A 14,014-nucleotide genomic window follows, 5' to 3' on the forward strand; every position below is an offset into this window, starting at 1 on the left:
CGTCAGCGCATCACGGTGCCCGCGCTGTCGAGCACGAAGTCGACGCAGAACACGACGAGGCGGCTTTGCGCGCGAATCGCGACGGCCGCCGTGTAGCAGTCGCGGCCTTCGGTCAGCGAGAAGTGCGGGCCCATCAGCGCGACGCGCCCCGGCGCCGCGATCGCGCGCTGGAAGTACGGGCGCCGCGACCAGTTGCTGTGCGTCTCCGGGAACAGCGGTGCGAGCCGCGTGCCGCTCGCCTGGCCATCCTCGGGGCGCGCGCCGATCGACGGCAGGAACTGTTCGCCGATCTCGTCCGTGACGAACACGCGGCGCGCGGCCGGCACCGCGAATACGCGCTGCGCGGCGTCCTGCAGGTTGCCGCTCGCGGAAAAGGCAGCCGCGCCAGTGAGCACGAGCCGCTCGATCGCATCGAAGCCCGGTTGCTCGGCGATCGCCGGTGTATGCCGGCGCGCGATGAAGCGTTGCCACGCGGCGTCGAGCATCGCGGGCGCCGCGGCGCTCGCGTGCGCGATCGACGCATCGGGCTGGCCGAACTGGAAGCCCTGGACGAAATCGATATCGGCTTCCATCAGCGTCTGCAGCGCGTCGTCGCTTTCGACACCCTCCGCGAGCACCATCGCGCCGGCCTGGTGGAGCATCGATACCAGGTGATGCATGATGCGGCGATCGTCGGCCGACGCGTTCGCGCGCTCGACGAGCGAGCGATCGAGCTTGACGATATCGGGTCGCGCGCGCCACACGCGGTCGAAATTCGAGAATCCGGTGCCGAAATCGTCGATCGCGATCAGGAAGTCGCGATGCTGGATCATGTCGATCGTGCGGGCGAGTGCGGCTTCGTCGCGCGACGGCTGCTCGACGACTTCCAGCACGATGCGGTTCGGCGGCAGCGCGAAATGACGGCACAGCGCCTCGACGAATTCGCGCTGCACGAGGCCCGAATCGAGCACGCGTGGCGTCACGTTCAGGAACAGCCAGCCGTCGCCGATGCCCTGCGCGACGAAGTTGGCCGTATGCAGGCAGCGGGCGAGCCGGTCGAGCAGCAGCGCGTCGGCAGCAGCGCGCGTCTTGTCGAACAGCGCGACAGGCGAAGCCAGCGTACCGTTCTCGTCCACGACGCGCAGCAGCGCTTCATAGCCGACCACGCGCTTGTGCGTGATCGACAGCACGGGTTGGAACACGCTGCGCAGCGTCGTGTCGCGATACGTGGCGATCCAGCCGCTGGGCGTCGGTGTCAGGCGTTCGAGCAGGGAATCGAGAGAGATGTCGCGGGCGGCCTTCATGTCAACGACGCCCTGGGGCGATCGGGGGACGGTATCGTGCGCGCCACGCAGAAGCCGTCGCACGCGCAGGTGGACGCGAAAGAACGTGGTGCATCGTGACCGCCTTCTGCGGATGAGTGTTACGAGTGTAACGGGAATGGCGCGGCGCGCGTATCAGGGTAACTCCAGACGCAAACGCTACACCGTCGCGTGCACCGGGCTGTCCGCCCGCAAGCGCGACACGCAAGGGCCGCCGGTCGTGCACGCGGCGACAGCGCCGCGTGTGCCGCGTGCATTGCGTGCGAAGAAGACCGGCGGATCAGGAAAACGGAAAAACGGGCAAGCCATGCGGCTGCATCGGCATCAGATGCAAAACGACCTGCGCCGTCGCGCTCCGGTCCATGCGCGGCGCTCGACGAACGGTGGCCGGCGCGTCGCGGGAAACCTGCAACCGGCAGGGTGCGGGCCCAGCGCGTCGCTCAGGTCGCTTCGCCGCCGCGCGGGCCCAATCCGGGAATCCGCTTGATCACGCCGGTCGCAAGCGCGGTGCCGACGAGCACGATCGCGCAGCCTTCGATCATCACGACCGACACATGTTCGCCGAGGAACAGCGCGCCCCACAGCAGGCCGAACACCGGGATCACGAACGTCACCGTAATCGCGCGCGCCGGGCCGACATGCGCGATCAGATAGAAGAAGATGAAATACGCGATGCCCGTGCAGGCGATGCCGAGCGCGAGCACGGCGCCCCACGCATGCGCGCTGACGGCAGCCGCGGGCCAGGTCGCGATCGCGAACGGCAGCAGCAGCACGGTCGAGCCGATCATGCTGCCGGTCGCGTTGACGAGCGGGTCGACGCCGCTGAGCGTGCGCTTCGTGTAGTTGGCCGCGATGCCGTACAGCAGCGTCGCGCCGAGCGCGGCGGCGGCAGCCAGCGCGGTGGCGCTGGCGCCGGTGCTGCCGCTTGCGTTGGCGACCTGGTCCCACACGAGCGTGAGCACGCCGGCAAAGCCGATCACGAGGCCGAGCGCGCGCGGCAGCGACAGCTTGTCCTTCAGCCAGAGGTAGGCGACGAGCGCGCCCCACAGCGGCGTCGTCGCGTTGATCACCGACGTCACGCCGGCCGACAGCGTCAGTTCGGCGAACGCGAACAGGCAGAACGGGATGCCCGAGTTCAGCGCGCCGACGACGAACAACGGCCAAGCGCGACGGCGCAGCTGCGCGCCGAGCTCGGCGGGCTTGAAGCGCGTCAGCGCGAAGCCGGTGAGAAACAGCGCGCCGATACCCACGCGCAGCGCCATCAACGGCGCGACCCCGAAGTCGCCGACGCCGACCCGGATGAACAGGAACGACGCGCCCCACAGGGCGGCGAGGACGGTCAGCAGAAAGGCGTTCTTGGGTGACATCGAGCGTGGCGGGCGAGGGGACGGGATGCAAAGGATCTTACACCGCGTTACCGCGCCGTCGTTTCACGATCGGATGAAACGGCAAGAAACGGGAATGTCGCCGGTCGCCGCTCGCCGGCCCGGGGCGACCGGCCGCACGAGACCGGCTGCGCATGGAGCGGCGCGCTCAGTGATGGTGGTGCCAGCCGCCGCGTCCGCCGAAGCCGAAATTGAGCGACAGCGCGGGTCCCCAATAACCGCCCCATGCCGGCGCATACGCAGGCGCCGGGTAGTAGTAGGCGGGGCCCGGATCGACGTACACGGGCGCCGGCTGTACCGGTGCGGCCGCGTAATAGCCGCCGGGATAATAGCCGTACGGGTAGTAGCAGCCGGCGAGCGTCGTGCACGCGAGCGCCGCGGCGGCGAGTGCGACGAGGGTCCTGTTCATGATGTCTCTCCGGCGGAGCCGGCAATCGGCAGATGCTTAAGCTTAGGCCGCGCGGCGATGACAAGATGCGCAAAACGGTAACGGATCATTTCCGGGCCGCTGCGTCGTGTTGCGGCGCCGCATACGAAAAACGGCGCTTCCGCCGCGCGGAAACGCCGTCAGGCCGGAGCTTGCCGCGCGTCGCGCGGCAGCCGGGTAAGCCGGTCGGCTTATTTGCCGACCTGGTTGCCGATGATGCCGCCGGCGGCTGCGCCGCCCAGCGTCGACAATGCGTTGCCGCCGATCGCCGCGCCCGCGACGCCGCCGACACCCGCACCGATTGCCGTATCGCGCTGGCGCCGCGTCATCGAATCGCAGGCCGACAGGCTGGCCACCGTCGTGACGAGCAGCGCGCATACCCCAAAACGCCGAATCGAAGCATTCATGATGGTTGTCCTCGCGATAGTGAACGGAAGGTCGCACGAGCGCATCGCGGCCGCGCATGAAACCAATCTACCTGCCGTCCCACCGGGCTGCTGTAAGGACTTGTTAAGGCTCGGGCGGTTTCGTAATCAATTGTTTCCCTTGCGCCGGCAGGCACGACGCATGCGCAGGCACGCAAAAAAAGCCCGCTCGAAAGCGGGCTTGGTGCAGTGCGCCACGATGCGGTCCGTGCGGACCGCCGCGTTCGCTGGCCGGCTTACTGACGGTGATAGATCTCGGCGCCGGTCTTCACGAACTCGACCGCCTTGACTTCCATCCCCTTCTTCAGCGCTTCGCTTTCCGACACGCCCTGTTGCGCCGCGAACTCGCGCACGTCCTGCGTGATCTTCATCGAGCAGAAGTGCGGGCCGCACATCGAGCAGAAGTGCGCGACCTTCGCGGAATCCTTCGGCAGCGTCTCGTCGTGGAATTCGCGCGCCTTGTCCGGGTCGAGGCCGATGTTGAACTGGTCTTCCCAGCGGAACTCGAAGCGCGCCTTCGACAGCGCGTTGTCGCGGACCTGCGCGCCGGGGTGACCCTTGGCGAGGTCGGCCGCGTGCGCGGCGAGCTTGTACGTGATGATCCCTTCCTTCACGTCGTCCTTGTTCGGCAGCCCGAGGTGTTCCTTCGGCGTCACGTAGCACAGCATCGCGGTGCCGAACCAGCCGATCATCGCGGCGCCGATGCCCGACGTGATGTGGTCGTAGCCCGGCGCGATGTCGGTGGTCAGCGGCCCGAGCGTGTAGAACGGCGCTTCCTTGCACCAGTCGAGCTGGAGATCCATGTTCTCCTTGATCAGCTGCATCGGCACGTGGCCGGGGCCTTCGATCATCACCTGCACGTCGTGCTTCCACGCGATCTGCGTGAGCTCGCCGAGCGTCTTCAGCTCGCCGAGCTGCGCTTCGTCGTTCGCGTCGTAGATCGAGCCGGGGCGCAGACCGTCGCCGAGCGAGAAGCTCACGTCGTACGCCTTCATGATCTCGCAGATCTCTTCGAAGTGTTCGTACAGGAAGCTTTCCTTGTGATGCGCGAGGCACCACTTCGCCATGATCGAGCCGCCGCGCGACACGATGCCCGTCATCCGGTTCGCGGTGAGCGGCACGTATTGCAGGCGCACGCCCGCGTGGATCGTGAAGTAGTCGACGCCTTGCTCGGCCTGCTCGATCAGCGTGTCGCGGAAGATTTCCCAGGTCAGGTCCTCGGCCTTGCCGTTGACCTTCTCGAGCGCCTGGTAGATCGGCACCGTGCCGATCGGCACCGGGCTGTTGCGGATGATCCACTCGCGCGTTTCATGGATGTGCTTGCCGGTCGACAGGTCCATCACCGTGTCGCCGCCCCAGCGGATCGCCCACGTCATCTTGTCGACTTCCTCGCCGATCGACGACGTGACGGCCGAGTTGCCGATGTTCGCGTTGATCTTCACGAGGAAGTTGCGGCCGATGATCATCGGCTCGGATTCCGGGTGGTTGATGTTCGCGGGGATGATCGCGCGGCCGCGCGCGACTTCGTCGCGCACGAACTCGGGGGTGATCTCGGCCAGCGCGTTCGCGCCGAAGGCCGCGGCGCCGAACGCCTGGCCCGGGTGCTGGCGGCCCATCATCGCGGCGAGCTTCGCGCCGTTCGGGCCGCTCGACTTCAGGCTCTCGATGTATTCGGCGCGGCGCTGGTTCTCGCGGATCGCGATGTATTCCATTTCCGGCGTGATGATGCCCTGCCGCGCGTAGTGCATCTGCGTGACGTTCTTGCCGGCCTGCGCGCGGCGCGGGTTGCGGTGCAGGCCCGGGAAACGCAGGTCGGCGGTCGCCGGGTCGGCCGCGCGCTCGAGGCCGTACTGGCTCGACAGGCCGTCGAGCACTTCGGTGTCGCCGCGTGCCTCGATCCAGCGCTGGCGCAGCGCGGGCAGGCCCGCGCGGATGTCGATCTTCGCGTCCGGATCGGTGTAGGGGCCCGACGTGTCGTACACGTAGATCGGCGGGTTCTTTTCGCCACCGAAGCCGGTCGGCGTGTCGGCCTGCGTGATTTCACGCATCGGCACGCGGATGTCGGGCTGCGAGCCGGTTACATACACCTTTCGCGAATTGGGCAGCGGCGCGACGGCAGCAGCGTCGACGTGGGCGTCGGCAGACAGAAACTTCGGATTGGCGTTCATGCAATCTCCTGTGTGAGCGCCGGGCAGGCGCTTCGGCGCTTGCCCGGAGCCCTTGACGAATGTGGGGCTCGAGCTAAGCAGGAGACGAGGCTTGGTGAGGCGGCGGATTTCGTCAGAAGGATGGCGGTGAAATCCGTACGCTTCCCTGCGCTGGCATTATCCAGATCAGGTTCAAAGGGTATTTCTCACCCGCAATGCCGGTTGTTTGACCGAACGCATTGCAGGACCCCCGCGTTAGCAGCGCACACGATACACTGGCTTGGCGGCGGTTTCAACCGGGACGGGATCGGCCGTCCCGGTGCGGCCGCAGCATGGCGGGCGGTGTGATGGCCCGTCGAAATGACAGCGCGCGTCGCCGCCGCGCGGGCCCACGGCTCGGCCGGCCGCGGCGAAGCGGTGCAACATGGCGCGCCTTCGCGCGACCTCACAAAAAAAATTTCGCAGCGGCTGTCATTTCCCGCGACGTCGTCCGTCTATTCGGCTCCTTAAACCCATGTTTTGGAGAGATGTCATGAAAAACGTACTGATCGCCACCTGTGTCGCTGCTTTCGCCACGCTTGCAACGGGCGCGTATGCGCAGAACGACGCGATGTCGCAAAACGGCTCGTCGATGTCGAAGGACGCGATGGGGCACGACGCGATGGCGAAGGACGGCGCAATGAAGAAGGACGCCATGAAGAAGCATGCGATGAAGAAGGACGCGATGAAGAAAGACGCGATGTCGCACGACGAGATGGGCAAGGCGAAGTCGGACGACAAGATGGCGCCGTCGAACTGACGGAGCCGGGCAGGGCGTGCGGCCGGCGCGTGTGCTCGACGACGGCCGCCCGCGTCTCGTTTTGTCTCGACTCGACCCGTCTCGTCGACGCGTTCCGGGAGTTTTCATCATGCAAACCGTTCCCGCCACCGGGCGCGCGGCCGTCACGCCGCCCGCCCGCAAGATTCATCCCCTGTGGGTGCGCGTGAGCCACTGGCTCAACGCGCTCGCGGCGATCCTGATGGCGCTGTCCGGCTGGCGCATCTACGATGCGTCGCCGATCTATCCGCCGTTCGTGTTTCCGCACGGCATCACGCTCGGCGGCTGGCTCGGCGGCGCGCTGCAATGGCATTTCGCGGCGATGTGGCTGCTGGTCGGCAACGGGCTGTTCTACCTGACGATGTCGATCGCGACCGGGCGCCTCGCGCGCAAGATGCTGCCCGTCACGCCGGCGTCCGTGTGGCGCGACGTGCGCGCCGCGCTGCGCGGCCGGCTCGCGCACGACGATCTGAGCGTCTACAACGCGGTGCAGCGTGCCGCGTACCTGGTCGCGATCGTCGATCTGATCGTGCTGGTGCTGTCCGGGCTGACGATCTGGAAGTCGGTGCAGTTTCCGCTGCTGCGCGAACTGTTCGGCGGTTACGACAACGCGCGCGTCGTGCATTTCTGGGCGATGTCGCTGCTCGTCGCGTTCTTCTTCGTGCACGTCGCGATGGCGCTGCTGGTGCCGCGCTCGCTGCTCGCGATGCTGCGCGGGCGCTGACCGGTCAACTCCGGGTGAAGGAAATCATCATGTCGGATTCCGAATACAGGCGCGCCGATTCGCGCTGGACGCTCGACCGCAAGTCGCTCGAACTCGACGTGCGCCGCGAGCTGGAGATGCCGTCGCGGCGGCTGTTCAATCGCCGCATCCTGACGCTCGGCGGCCTGACGATGCTGACCGGCTGCACGCTGAAGGACGACGCGTCGGTCAACACGTTCCTCGAGAAGGTGTCGCGCATGAACGATCGCGTGCAGGCGTGGCTCTTCAGCGGCGAGCGGCTCGCGCCGACCTACACCGAGGCCGACATCACGCGGCCGTTCCCGTTCAACGCGTATTACGGCATCGACGACGTGCCGCACGTCGACGCATCGACGTACCGGCTCGTGCTGTCGGGCCGCGTGACGGGCAAGCGCGTGTGGACGCTCGACGAGCTGTATGCGCTGCCGCACGCGGAGCAGATCACGCGGCACATCTGCGTGGAAGGGTGGAGCGCGATCGGCCGCTGGGGCGGCACGCCGTTCGGCGCGTTTCTGGCGCGTGCCGGCGCCGATACGCACGCGAAATACGTCGGCTTCAAATGCGCGGACGACTACTACGAAAGCATCGACATGCCGACCGCGCTGCATCCGCAGACGCTGCTCGCATTCGACTACGACGGCCATCGCCTGCCGCCGGAATTCGGTTTCCCGATGAAGCTGCGGATGCCGACCAAGCTCGGCTACAAGAATCCGAAGCACATCATGGAAATCTTCGTGACCGATACCTTCCCGGGCGGCTACTGGGTCGATCAGGGGTACAACTGGTTCGGCGGATCGTGAAGCGGCGGCGCGCGAACGCGTGCTGCCGTGCGTCGCGGCGTGTCACACGGATTCGCGCACCTGCAGGTCGACGCGCAGGCCGACCGCCGCCGCCATGTTCACGAGCGCGTCGAGCCCGAACAGGTTGATCTTGCCGCGCAGCAGATCAGACACGCGCGGCTGCGTGACGCCCAGCCGTTGCGCGGCCTGCGCCTGGCTGAGCTCGAGCTGCGCGATGCGCTGCTTGAGCGCGATCATCAGCTCGGAGCGCAGCTTCATGTTCTCGGCTTCGGCCGGCCGGCCTTCGAGTGCGTCCCAGACGCTCGCATGACGTTCGTTGCTCATCGTTTCCTCTCCATCATCAGCGCCCGGTAGCGTCGGGCCGCCAGGTCGATATCGGTCTTGCAGGTGCGTGCCGACTGCTTGCGGAAGCAATGCAGCACGTAGATCGCGTCGGCGAAGGTCGCGACGTAGACGATCCGGAACGCACCGCTCGCATCGCGCAGGCGAATTTCCCGCACGCCCGGGCCGACGGTGCGCATCGGCTTCCAGTCGTCGGGCGCGAGGCCGCGCTGCACCTGGTCGATCTGGTGGCCGGCTTCGCGGCGCGCGAGAAGCGGAAAGCCGCGCAGGTCGTCGAGTGCGGTGCCGACGAACACGACCGGCTTCGGCGGAAGAATGGTGGAATTATACAAAATTTTGTATGGGTGGTGTGCGGGTCGAAAGGGCGAATGTCGGCGGCCGGACGCGCCTGCCGACCGTCGCCGATCATCACCATAAGCGCGAAGCGACCGCTGAAGCGCATGACTGGCCATCAGGCCGATGGAGCGATCGCTGCTGCAGGACGGGATGCCGGGCGGCCCGCGCGACGCCCGCGCCGCGCGTATCCGGCCCCCGATCCGGTTGGTCCGGATGCCGAAAAATGTCGCGCCGAAACGTCAGTCGATAAGCTTTCAGACTGGTCTGATGATGCTTTCGAATCCTTGATGCCATAATGCCGAGCGTGCGCAGCCGAAGCGGCTCGCGCCCGCTTTTCGACCCTCTGCCGCCGCTTGCCGGTTCTTATTCGTCGCCGTTCGCACTGCCATGTCGTTCCGCACGTCCGTCTCCGCCTTCCCGGTCCAGTCAGGGCCGTTTGCCGGTCTCTCCGGCGTCTTTCAGCGGAGCACGCGACACCTCGTGCGGGCGGGCTGAACGATGACCCCGCTCGACCGCCTCCTCGATTTCCTCGCCCGCCTGCCGATCCGGATCCGCCTGCCGCAAAGCCGCGGCGGCCGCGTCGCGCTCGCCCTCGTCTTCATCTATTTCGTCTGGGGTTCGACCTACAGCGGCCTGCATTTCGCGCTGCAGTCGTTCCCGCCGCTGCTGCTGTCGGGGCTGCGCAACCTGCTCGGCGGGATCGGCCTGTTCATCTTCGCGCTGCGGCGCAAGCCCGAATGGCCGACGCTGCTCGAAATCCGTAACTCGGCGATCGTCGGCACGATGCTGGTCGCGCTGTCGTCGGGCACGATCGCGCTCGGGATGCGCACGGTCAGCAGCGGCTCGGCCGCGGTGATGGTCGCGACGGTGCCGCTGTTCGCGACCGTGATCGCGGCGGTCGCCGGGCGCGCGGTGACGAAGGGCGAGTGGGCGGCCGTCGCGCTCGGGATGGTCGGCATCGTCGTGCTGAATTCGGGCGGCGCGGCCGCCGCGAACTCGGCGCTCGGCACGATCTGCGTGCTGGCCGGCGCGCTGTTCTGGGCGGGCGGCGCGCATCTTGCGACGCGGCTCAAGCTGCCGTCCGACCTGTTCCTGTCGACGTCGCTGCAGATCGGCCTGGGCGGGTTGATGTCCACGATCGGAGCGTGGCTGATGGGCGAGCGCATCGAGCAGGTCGCGGTCGCGCCGGTGTTCGCGTTCGTGTACCTGATGGTGTTCTGCACGATGGCCGCGTACGTCGCGTACGGCTACCTGATTCGCCACACGAGCCCGATCATCGCGAGCAGCTGCATGTACGTGAACCCGATCGTCGCGGTCGCGCTCGGCGCGCTGATGCTCGGCGAGCCCGTGACGACGGCAACCGTGGTCGCCACCGTCGCGATCCTCGGCAGCGTCGGGCTGTCGTTCCTGTTCGATCCCGCGCGCCGGCCCGCGGCGCGCGCGGCGGCCGATGCTGCGCCGGGCGTGGTGACCGTGGCGACCGCGGCAACCGTCGCCGCCGAATCGACGGCGGATGCGGCGTCAGTACCGGCTCAGGCGGCGATGCCGGAGCCGGCACCGATCCTCGCGCCTTCCGCGGTACCGCTTGCGGTGCCCGCACCGGCCGCCGTCGTGGACCCGGCCGCGGTCATGGATCCCGCGCAGGCATTCACGCCGCCGCCGGCCGTCAATCCGGCCGCGTCGCGGGCCGACGCATGACGCCGGTGCGCGACGCGGCGTTCAGTCGCGACGTGCGCCGCGATGGTGGGACCAGCCGGCGAGTGCGGTAAACAGCAGGCCGGCCGCGCACATGCCGATCCAGCCAAAGGCGTGCCACGCGGCGACGCCGGCCGACGAGCCGAGCGCGCCGCCGATGAAGTAGCACACCATGTACACGGTATTCACGCGGCTGCGCGCGTCGGGCTTCAGCGCGTAGATGCGCGACTGGTTCGAGATCTGCGCGGCCTGCACGCCGACATCCAGCACGATCACGCCGATCACGAGCCCGACGAGGCTCGTCCCCGACAGCGCAAAAATCACGAACGACGCCGCGAGCAGCGCGATCGCGAGCGAGATGATCGCGCGCGGGCCGCGCGTGTCCGCGAAACGGCCCGCGTACGGTGCAGCCAGCGCACCGGCCGCGCCGACGATTCCGAACAGCCCTGCGGCCTGCGGGCCGAGGTGGAACGGCGCACCGGCGAGCAGCAGCGTGAGCACCGGCCAGAACGCGCTGAACGCGGCGAACAGCGCGGCGCCCGTCAGCGACGCCTCGCGCAGCCCGCGCAGTTCGACCGCCAGGTGCCACATCGAGCCGAGCAGCTTGCCGTACGGCAGCGTCGACGTCGGCGAGCTGCGCGGCAGCCGCAGCACGATCACCGCGGCCAGCGCGACGAGCGCCGCGACCGACGCGCCGAACACCGCCCGCCACCCGAAATATTCGGCGACGAAGCCGGCCGCCGTGCGCGCCAGCAGGATGCCGAGCAGCAGGCCGCTCATCACGGTGCCGACCGCATGCCCGCGCTCGGCCGGCGGCGCGATCTCGGCCGCGAACGGCACGGCCTGCTGCGCGATCGTCGCGAGCACGCCGATCGCAAGGCTCGCCACGGCCAGCACCGCCAGCGACGGCGCGGCCGCGGCGACGATCAGCGCGATCGACAGGCCCGCGATCTGCATCAGGATCAGCCCGCGGCGATCGAAGCGGTCGCCGAGCGGCGCGAGCAGGAACATCCCGGCTGCATAGCCGAGCTGCGTCGCGGTCGGCACCGCGCCGATCCATGACGCGCCGTCCGGGAAGGCCGAGCGGAAGCTGTCGAGCAGCGGCTGGTTGTAGTAGATGTTCGCGACCGACACGCCCGCGATCGTCGCGAGCAGCAACAGCAGGCTGCGCGAGTAGTGGGGCGAGGCGGTGTCGGTCGGACGGTCGGTGGAGGCGGCGGACATGGCGGCAACGGAACGGAGTTGGGCGGCGTGGCGCGCGGCGCGGCGTCGGTGGCGCAGGCGGCCGGGCGCCGATCGAGCGTGCCGATCATACCGGAGCACCGGGAATCGTGCCGGCGGCGCTGCGGCGCTGCGGCTCAGCGGCTCAGCGGCCAGAAGCCCAGAAGCCCAGAAGCCCAGAAGCCCAGAAGCCCAGAAGCCCATAGGCCCGGAAGCCCGGAAGCCCGGAAGCCCGGAAGCCCGGAAGCCCGGAAGCACGGAAGCACGGAAGCGCAGAAGCGCAGAAGCGCAGAAGCGCAGAAGCGCAGAAGCGCAGGCGCAGAGGCTGGCAGAAGCGCAGGCGCAGAGGCTGCGCGGCTGGCGCGATCACAGCATCGCCGGCCGTGCTCAGCCGCAATCAACCGCAATCATTCGACGCGGCCCCGACCAGCCGCAACCGCTCGTCATGCATCCGCGATTGCGTACCGTTCAGTCGACCAGTTCCCCGCTCGGCTCATAGAACGGATACGGCCCGTCGCCTTCGTCCACGTACACGTGATGGGACGTCATCCCCATGTCCGGCGTATGGACGTGCACCGCGAACGCGGGCGGCTCGAGCCGGAACGCGGACGGCGCGTCCGCTCGCAAATCGAACGCGACCTGGTGCGCGGGCGCCGGCACGGCCGACGCGAGCGTGCCGCCGAAGCGCGTGAACATCGTCCGGTGCACGTGGCCGCACAGCACGCGCTCGACGTTCGGATAGCGGCGCAGCAGCGCGTCGAGTTTCGCGGCAGCGGTGGGCGCGAGGCGCAGCGCGTCCATATGTCCGATCCCGGACACGAACGGCGGGTGATGCAGCGCGACGATCACCGGCCGGTCGCGCGCAGCGTCGAGTTGCGCGGTGAGCCACGCGAGCCGCGCATCGCACAGGTCGCCGTGGCTCGTGCCGGGCACCTGCGAATCGAGTGCGAGCACGCGCACGGCGCCGACGTCGAGCGCGTACTGCACGAACTCGCCGTCCTGCAATTCGGGACGATCGGCGAACGCGCGGCGCAACCCCGCACGATCGTCGTGATTGCCGACCATCAGGTAATACGGAATCTCGAGCGGCGCGAGCAGGTCGCGCAGGTGGCGGTATTCGTCGTCGTGGCCGAAGTCGGTCAGGTCGCCGGTGACGAGCACCGCGTCGGGGCGCGGCACCAGCGCGTTCAGCTTCGCGATGCAGCGCGCGAGCGCGGCGGCCGTGTCGACGCGCCGGTACGCGAGCTGGCCCGGACGCTTGATGTGGAGATCGCTGATTTGAGCAAGCAGCATCGTCGTTCCTCGGAATGTGTGGTTATCGTGGTTATGGTGGGGCGGTGTTACGCGGCGAGTGCGATCAGGCCTTCCGGCGCGATCGTGAGGCCGACCGCCGTGCCGCGCGCGAGCTCGATGCGGCCCGGCACGTCGATCACGAGCGCGTCGGGTGCCGCATGCTCGATCGTGAGCCGCGTGCGTTCGCCGAGGAACGCGCACGCGCCGATCGCGCCGCGCAGCGGCGCATGCGCGGGATCGGCGAGCTGCGCATCCTCCGGACGGAAGAACCACTCGTCGGCGGCGTGCGGCGTGACGATCGCGCCCCCCGTCGTCACGAGCGCGCCGTCCTGCCATTGTCCTGCAAGCCGGTTCAGCGTGCCGATGAACTGCGCGACCGTACGGTTCGCCGGGCGGTAGTAGATGTCGCGCGGCGTGCCGATCTGCTCGATGCGGCCCGCGCCCATCACGACGATCCGGTCGCCGAGCTCCATCGCCTCGGCCTGGTCGTGCGTGACGTAGACGGTCGTCACGCCGAGCTCGCGCAACAGCGCATTCATCTCGCGGCGCAGCACGTCGCGCAGCTTCGCGTCGAGCGCGGTCAGCGGCTCGTCGAGCAGCAGAACGCGCGGGCGCACCGCGAGCGCACGCGCCAGCGCGACCCGCTGGCGCTGGCCGCCGGACAGCTGATCGACGGGTTTGTCCGCATGCGCGTCGAGCCGCATCATCGCGAGCAACTCGTCGACGCGTTCGCGCAGCGCGCGCGGCTCGGTCTTGCGGATCTTCAGTCCGTAGCCGACGTTGCCACGCACCGTGAGGTTCGGGAACAGCGCGTAGTTCTGGAACACCATGCCGACCTGGCGGCGCTCGATCGGCAGCGCGGTCACGTCGTCGCCGCCGAACCGGATCGTGCCGCCGGCATCCGGCGTGTCGAGGCCCGCGATCAGGCGCAGCGTCGTCGTCTTGCCGCAGCCCGACGGGCCGAGCAGCACGAGCGTCTCGCCCGCGCCGATCGACAGGTCGAGCGGTTCGAGCACGCGCGTGCCGCGGAACGTCTTCGCGCAGCGGGTCAGGGTGATGGGGGTGGAATCGAGTTTCATGGGA

14 protein-coding genes and 1 riboswitch are annotated in these 14,014 nt (G+C 68.4%); of the genes, 4 read left to right on the forward strand and 10 right to left on the reverse strand.

Annotation, left to right across the window (positions count from 1 at the left end; translation table 11 throughout):
- Positions 1–2: 2 nt before the first annotated feature.
- From U4012_RS21525 to thiC, 5 genes are all read right to left on the reverse strand, one after another.
- Positions 3–1,283 carry an EAL domain-containing protein gene (locus U4012_RS21525; RefSeq protein WP_044848014.1) on the reverse strand — a complete coding sequence of 427 codons (1,281 nt, stop codon included), beginning with the start codon at positions 1,281–1,283 and terminating at the stop codon, positions 3–5.
- 458 nt (positions 1,284–1,741) lie between these two features.
- Entirely contained in the window at positions 1,742–2,668 is a 927-nt protein-coding gene (locus U4012_RS21530) for a DMT family transporter (RefSeq protein WP_321801337.1), read from the reverse strand.
- A 166-nt stretch (positions 2,669–2,834) separates the two neighbouring features.
- Positions 2,835–3,095 (reverse strand): hypothetical protein, encoded by a 261-nt coding sequence (locus U4012_RS21535; protein WP_044848012.1) that lies wholly within the window; start codon positions 3,093–3,095, stop codon positions 2,835–2,837.
- Between the two features lie 209 nt (positions 3,096–3,304).
- Positions 3,305–3,520: a glycine zipper 2TM domain-containing protein gene (locus U4012_RS21540; RefSeq protein ID WP_044848011.1), complete on the reverse strand. Its 216-nt coding sequence runs from the start codon at positions 3,518–3,520 to the stop codon at positions 3,305–3,307.
- A 254-nt stretch (positions 3,521–3,774) separates the two neighbouring features.
- Positions 3,775–5,706 carry a phosphomethylpyrimidine synthase ThiC gene (thiC, locus tag U4012_RS21545; RefSeq protein ID WP_044848010.1) on the reverse strand — a complete coding sequence of 644 codons (1,932 nt, stop codon included), beginning with the start codon at positions 5,704–5,706 and terminating at the stop codon, positions 3,775–3,777.
- Between the two features lie 124 nt (positions 5,707–5,830).
- Positions 5,831–5,947, reverse strand: a riboswitch (TPP riboswitch).
- Between the two features lie 270 nt (positions 5,948–6,217).
- Between thiC and U4012_RS21550 the strand changes: the two genes are divergently transcribed.
- From U4012_RS21550 to U4012_RS21560, 3 genes are all read left to right on the forward strand, one after another.
- Positions 6,218–6,484, forward strand: a complete 267-nt coding sequence (locus tag U4012_RS21550) for a pentapeptide MXKDX repeat protein (protein WP_044848009.1) — start codon at positions 6,218–6,220, stop codon at positions 6,482–6,484.
- 109 nt (positions 6,485–6,593) lie between these two features.
- The gene (locus tag U4012_RS21555) at positions 6,594–7,226 is read left to right on the forward strand and encodes a cytochrome b/b6 domain-containing protein (protein WP_321801342.1); all 633 of its coding nucleotides are present in this window, start codon (positions 6,594–6,596) and stop codon (positions 7,224–7,226) included.
- A gap of 29 nt (positions 7,227–7,255) precedes the next feature.
- On the forward strand, positions 7,256–8,044 hold the full coding sequence (locus U4012_RS21560) for a molybdopterin-dependent oxidoreductase (RefSeq protein WP_124487535.1): 789 nt from the start codon (positions 7,256–7,258) through the stop codon (positions 8,042–8,044).
- Between the two features lie 42 nt (positions 8,045–8,086).
- On the opposite strand, the gene U4012_RS21565 is transcribed toward U4012_RS21560, so the two are convergent.
- Together U4012_RS21565 and U4012_RS21570 are read right to left on the reverse strand one after the other, a co-directional pair.
- Positions 8,087–8,368, reverse strand: coding sequence for a helix-turn-helix domain-containing protein (locus tag U4012_RS21565; RefSeq protein ID WP_124487536.1), 282 nt, complete (start codon positions 8,366–8,368; stop codon positions 8,087–8,089).
- Positions 8,365–8,718 (reverse strand): type II toxin-antitoxin system RelE/ParE family toxin, encoded by a 354-nt coding sequence (locus U4012_RS21570; protein WP_044848006.1) that lies wholly within the window; start codon positions 8,716–8,718, stop codon positions 8,365–8,367. The genes U4012_RS21565 and U4012_RS21570 overlap by 4 nt, the downstream gene beginning before the upstream one ends.
- Before the next feature lie 502 nt (positions 8,719–9,220).
- Between U4012_RS21570 and U4012_RS21575 the strand changes: the two genes are divergently transcribed.
- Positions 9,221–10,420, forward strand: a complete 1,200-nt coding sequence (locus U4012_RS21575) for an EamA family transporter (RefSeq protein WP_044848005.1) — start codon at positions 9,221–9,223, stop codon at positions 10,418–10,420.
- Positions 10,421–10,441: 21 nt separating this feature from the next.
- On the opposite strand, the gene U4012_RS21580 is transcribed toward U4012_RS21575, so the two are convergent.
- From U4012_RS21580 to U4012_RS21590, 3 genes are all read right to left on the reverse strand, one after another.
- Entirely contained in the window at positions 10,442–11,641 is a 1,200-nt protein-coding gene (locus U4012_RS21580) for an MFS transporter (RefSeq protein ID WP_321801346.1), read from the reverse strand.
- A 465-nt stretch (positions 11,642–12,106) separates the two neighbouring features.
- Complete coding sequence (locus U4012_RS21585) at positions 12,107–12,931, reverse strand: phosphodiesterase (protein WP_044844950.1); 825 nt, start codon at positions 12,929–12,931, stop codon at positions 12,107–12,109.
- Between the two features lie 47 nt (positions 12,932–12,978).
- Positions 12,979–14,010 (reverse strand): ABC transporter ATP-binding protein, encoded by a 1,032-nt coding sequence (locus tag U4012_RS21590; RefSeq protein ID WP_124487540.1) that lies wholly within the window; start codon positions 14,008–14,010, stop codon positions 12,979–12,981.
- Positions 14,011–14,014 lie beyond the last annotated feature (4 nt).

This window comes from Burkholderia sp. BCC1988, assembly GCF_905339895.1.
Classification (GTDB): Bacteria; Pseudomonadota; Gammaproteobacteria; order Burkholderiales; family Burkholderiaceae; genus Burkholderia.

Bases quoted from the DNA above. Each gene is read 5' to 3' on its own strand.
- U4012_RS21540 (WP_044848011.1), bottom strand. From the start codon at position 3,520: ATGAATGCTTCGATTCGGCGTTTTGGGGTATGCGCGCTGCTCGTCACG.
- U4012_RS21525 (WP_044848014.1), bottom strand. From the start codon at position 1,283: ATGAAGGCCGCCCGCGACATCTCTCTCGATTCCCTGCTCGAACGCCTG.
- U4012_RS21580 (WP_321801346.1), bottom strand. From the start codon at position 11,641: ATGTCCGCCGCCTCCACCGACCGTCCGACCGACACCGCCTCGCCCCAC.
- U4012_RS21550 (WP_044848009.1), top strand. From the start codon at position 6,218: ATGAAAAACGTACTGATCGCCACCTGTGTCGCTGCTTTCGCCACGCTT.
- U4012_RS21565 (WP_124487536.1), bottom strand. From the start codon at position 8,368: ATGAGCAACGAACGTCATGCGAGCGTCTGGGACGCACTCGAAGGCCGG.
- U4012_RS21585 (WP_044844950.1), bottom strand. From the start codon at position 12,931: ATGCTGCTTGCTCAAATCAGCGATCTCCACATCAAGCGTCCGGGCCAG.
- thiC (WP_044848010.1), bottom strand. From the start codon at position 5,706: ATGAACGCCAATCCGAAGTTTCTGTCTGCCGACGCCCACGTCGACGCT.
- U4012_RS21535 (WP_044848012.1), bottom strand. From the start codon at position 3,095: ATGAACAGGACCCTCGTCGCACTCGCCGCCGCGGCGCTCGCGTGCACG.
- U4012_RS21530 (WP_321801337.1), bottom strand. From the start codon at position 2,668: ATGTCACCCAAGAACGCCTTTCTGCTGACCGTCCTCGCCGCCCTGTGG.
- U4012_RS21560 (WP_124487535.1), top strand. From the start codon at position 7,256: ATGTCGGATTCCGAATACAGGCGCGCCGATTCGCGCTGGACGCTCGAC.
- U4012_RS21590 (WP_124487540.1), bottom strand. From the start codon at position 14,010: ATGAAACTCGATTCCACCCCCATCACCCTGACCCGCTGCGCGAAGACG.
- U4012_RS21575 (WP_044848005.1), top strand. From the start codon at position 9,221: ATGACCCCGCTCGACCGCCTCCTCGATTTCCTCGCCCGCCTGCCGATC.
- U4012_RS21555 (WP_321801342.1), top strand. From the start codon at position 6,594: ATGCAAACCGTTCCCGCCACCGGGCGCGCGGCCGTCACGCCGCCCGCC.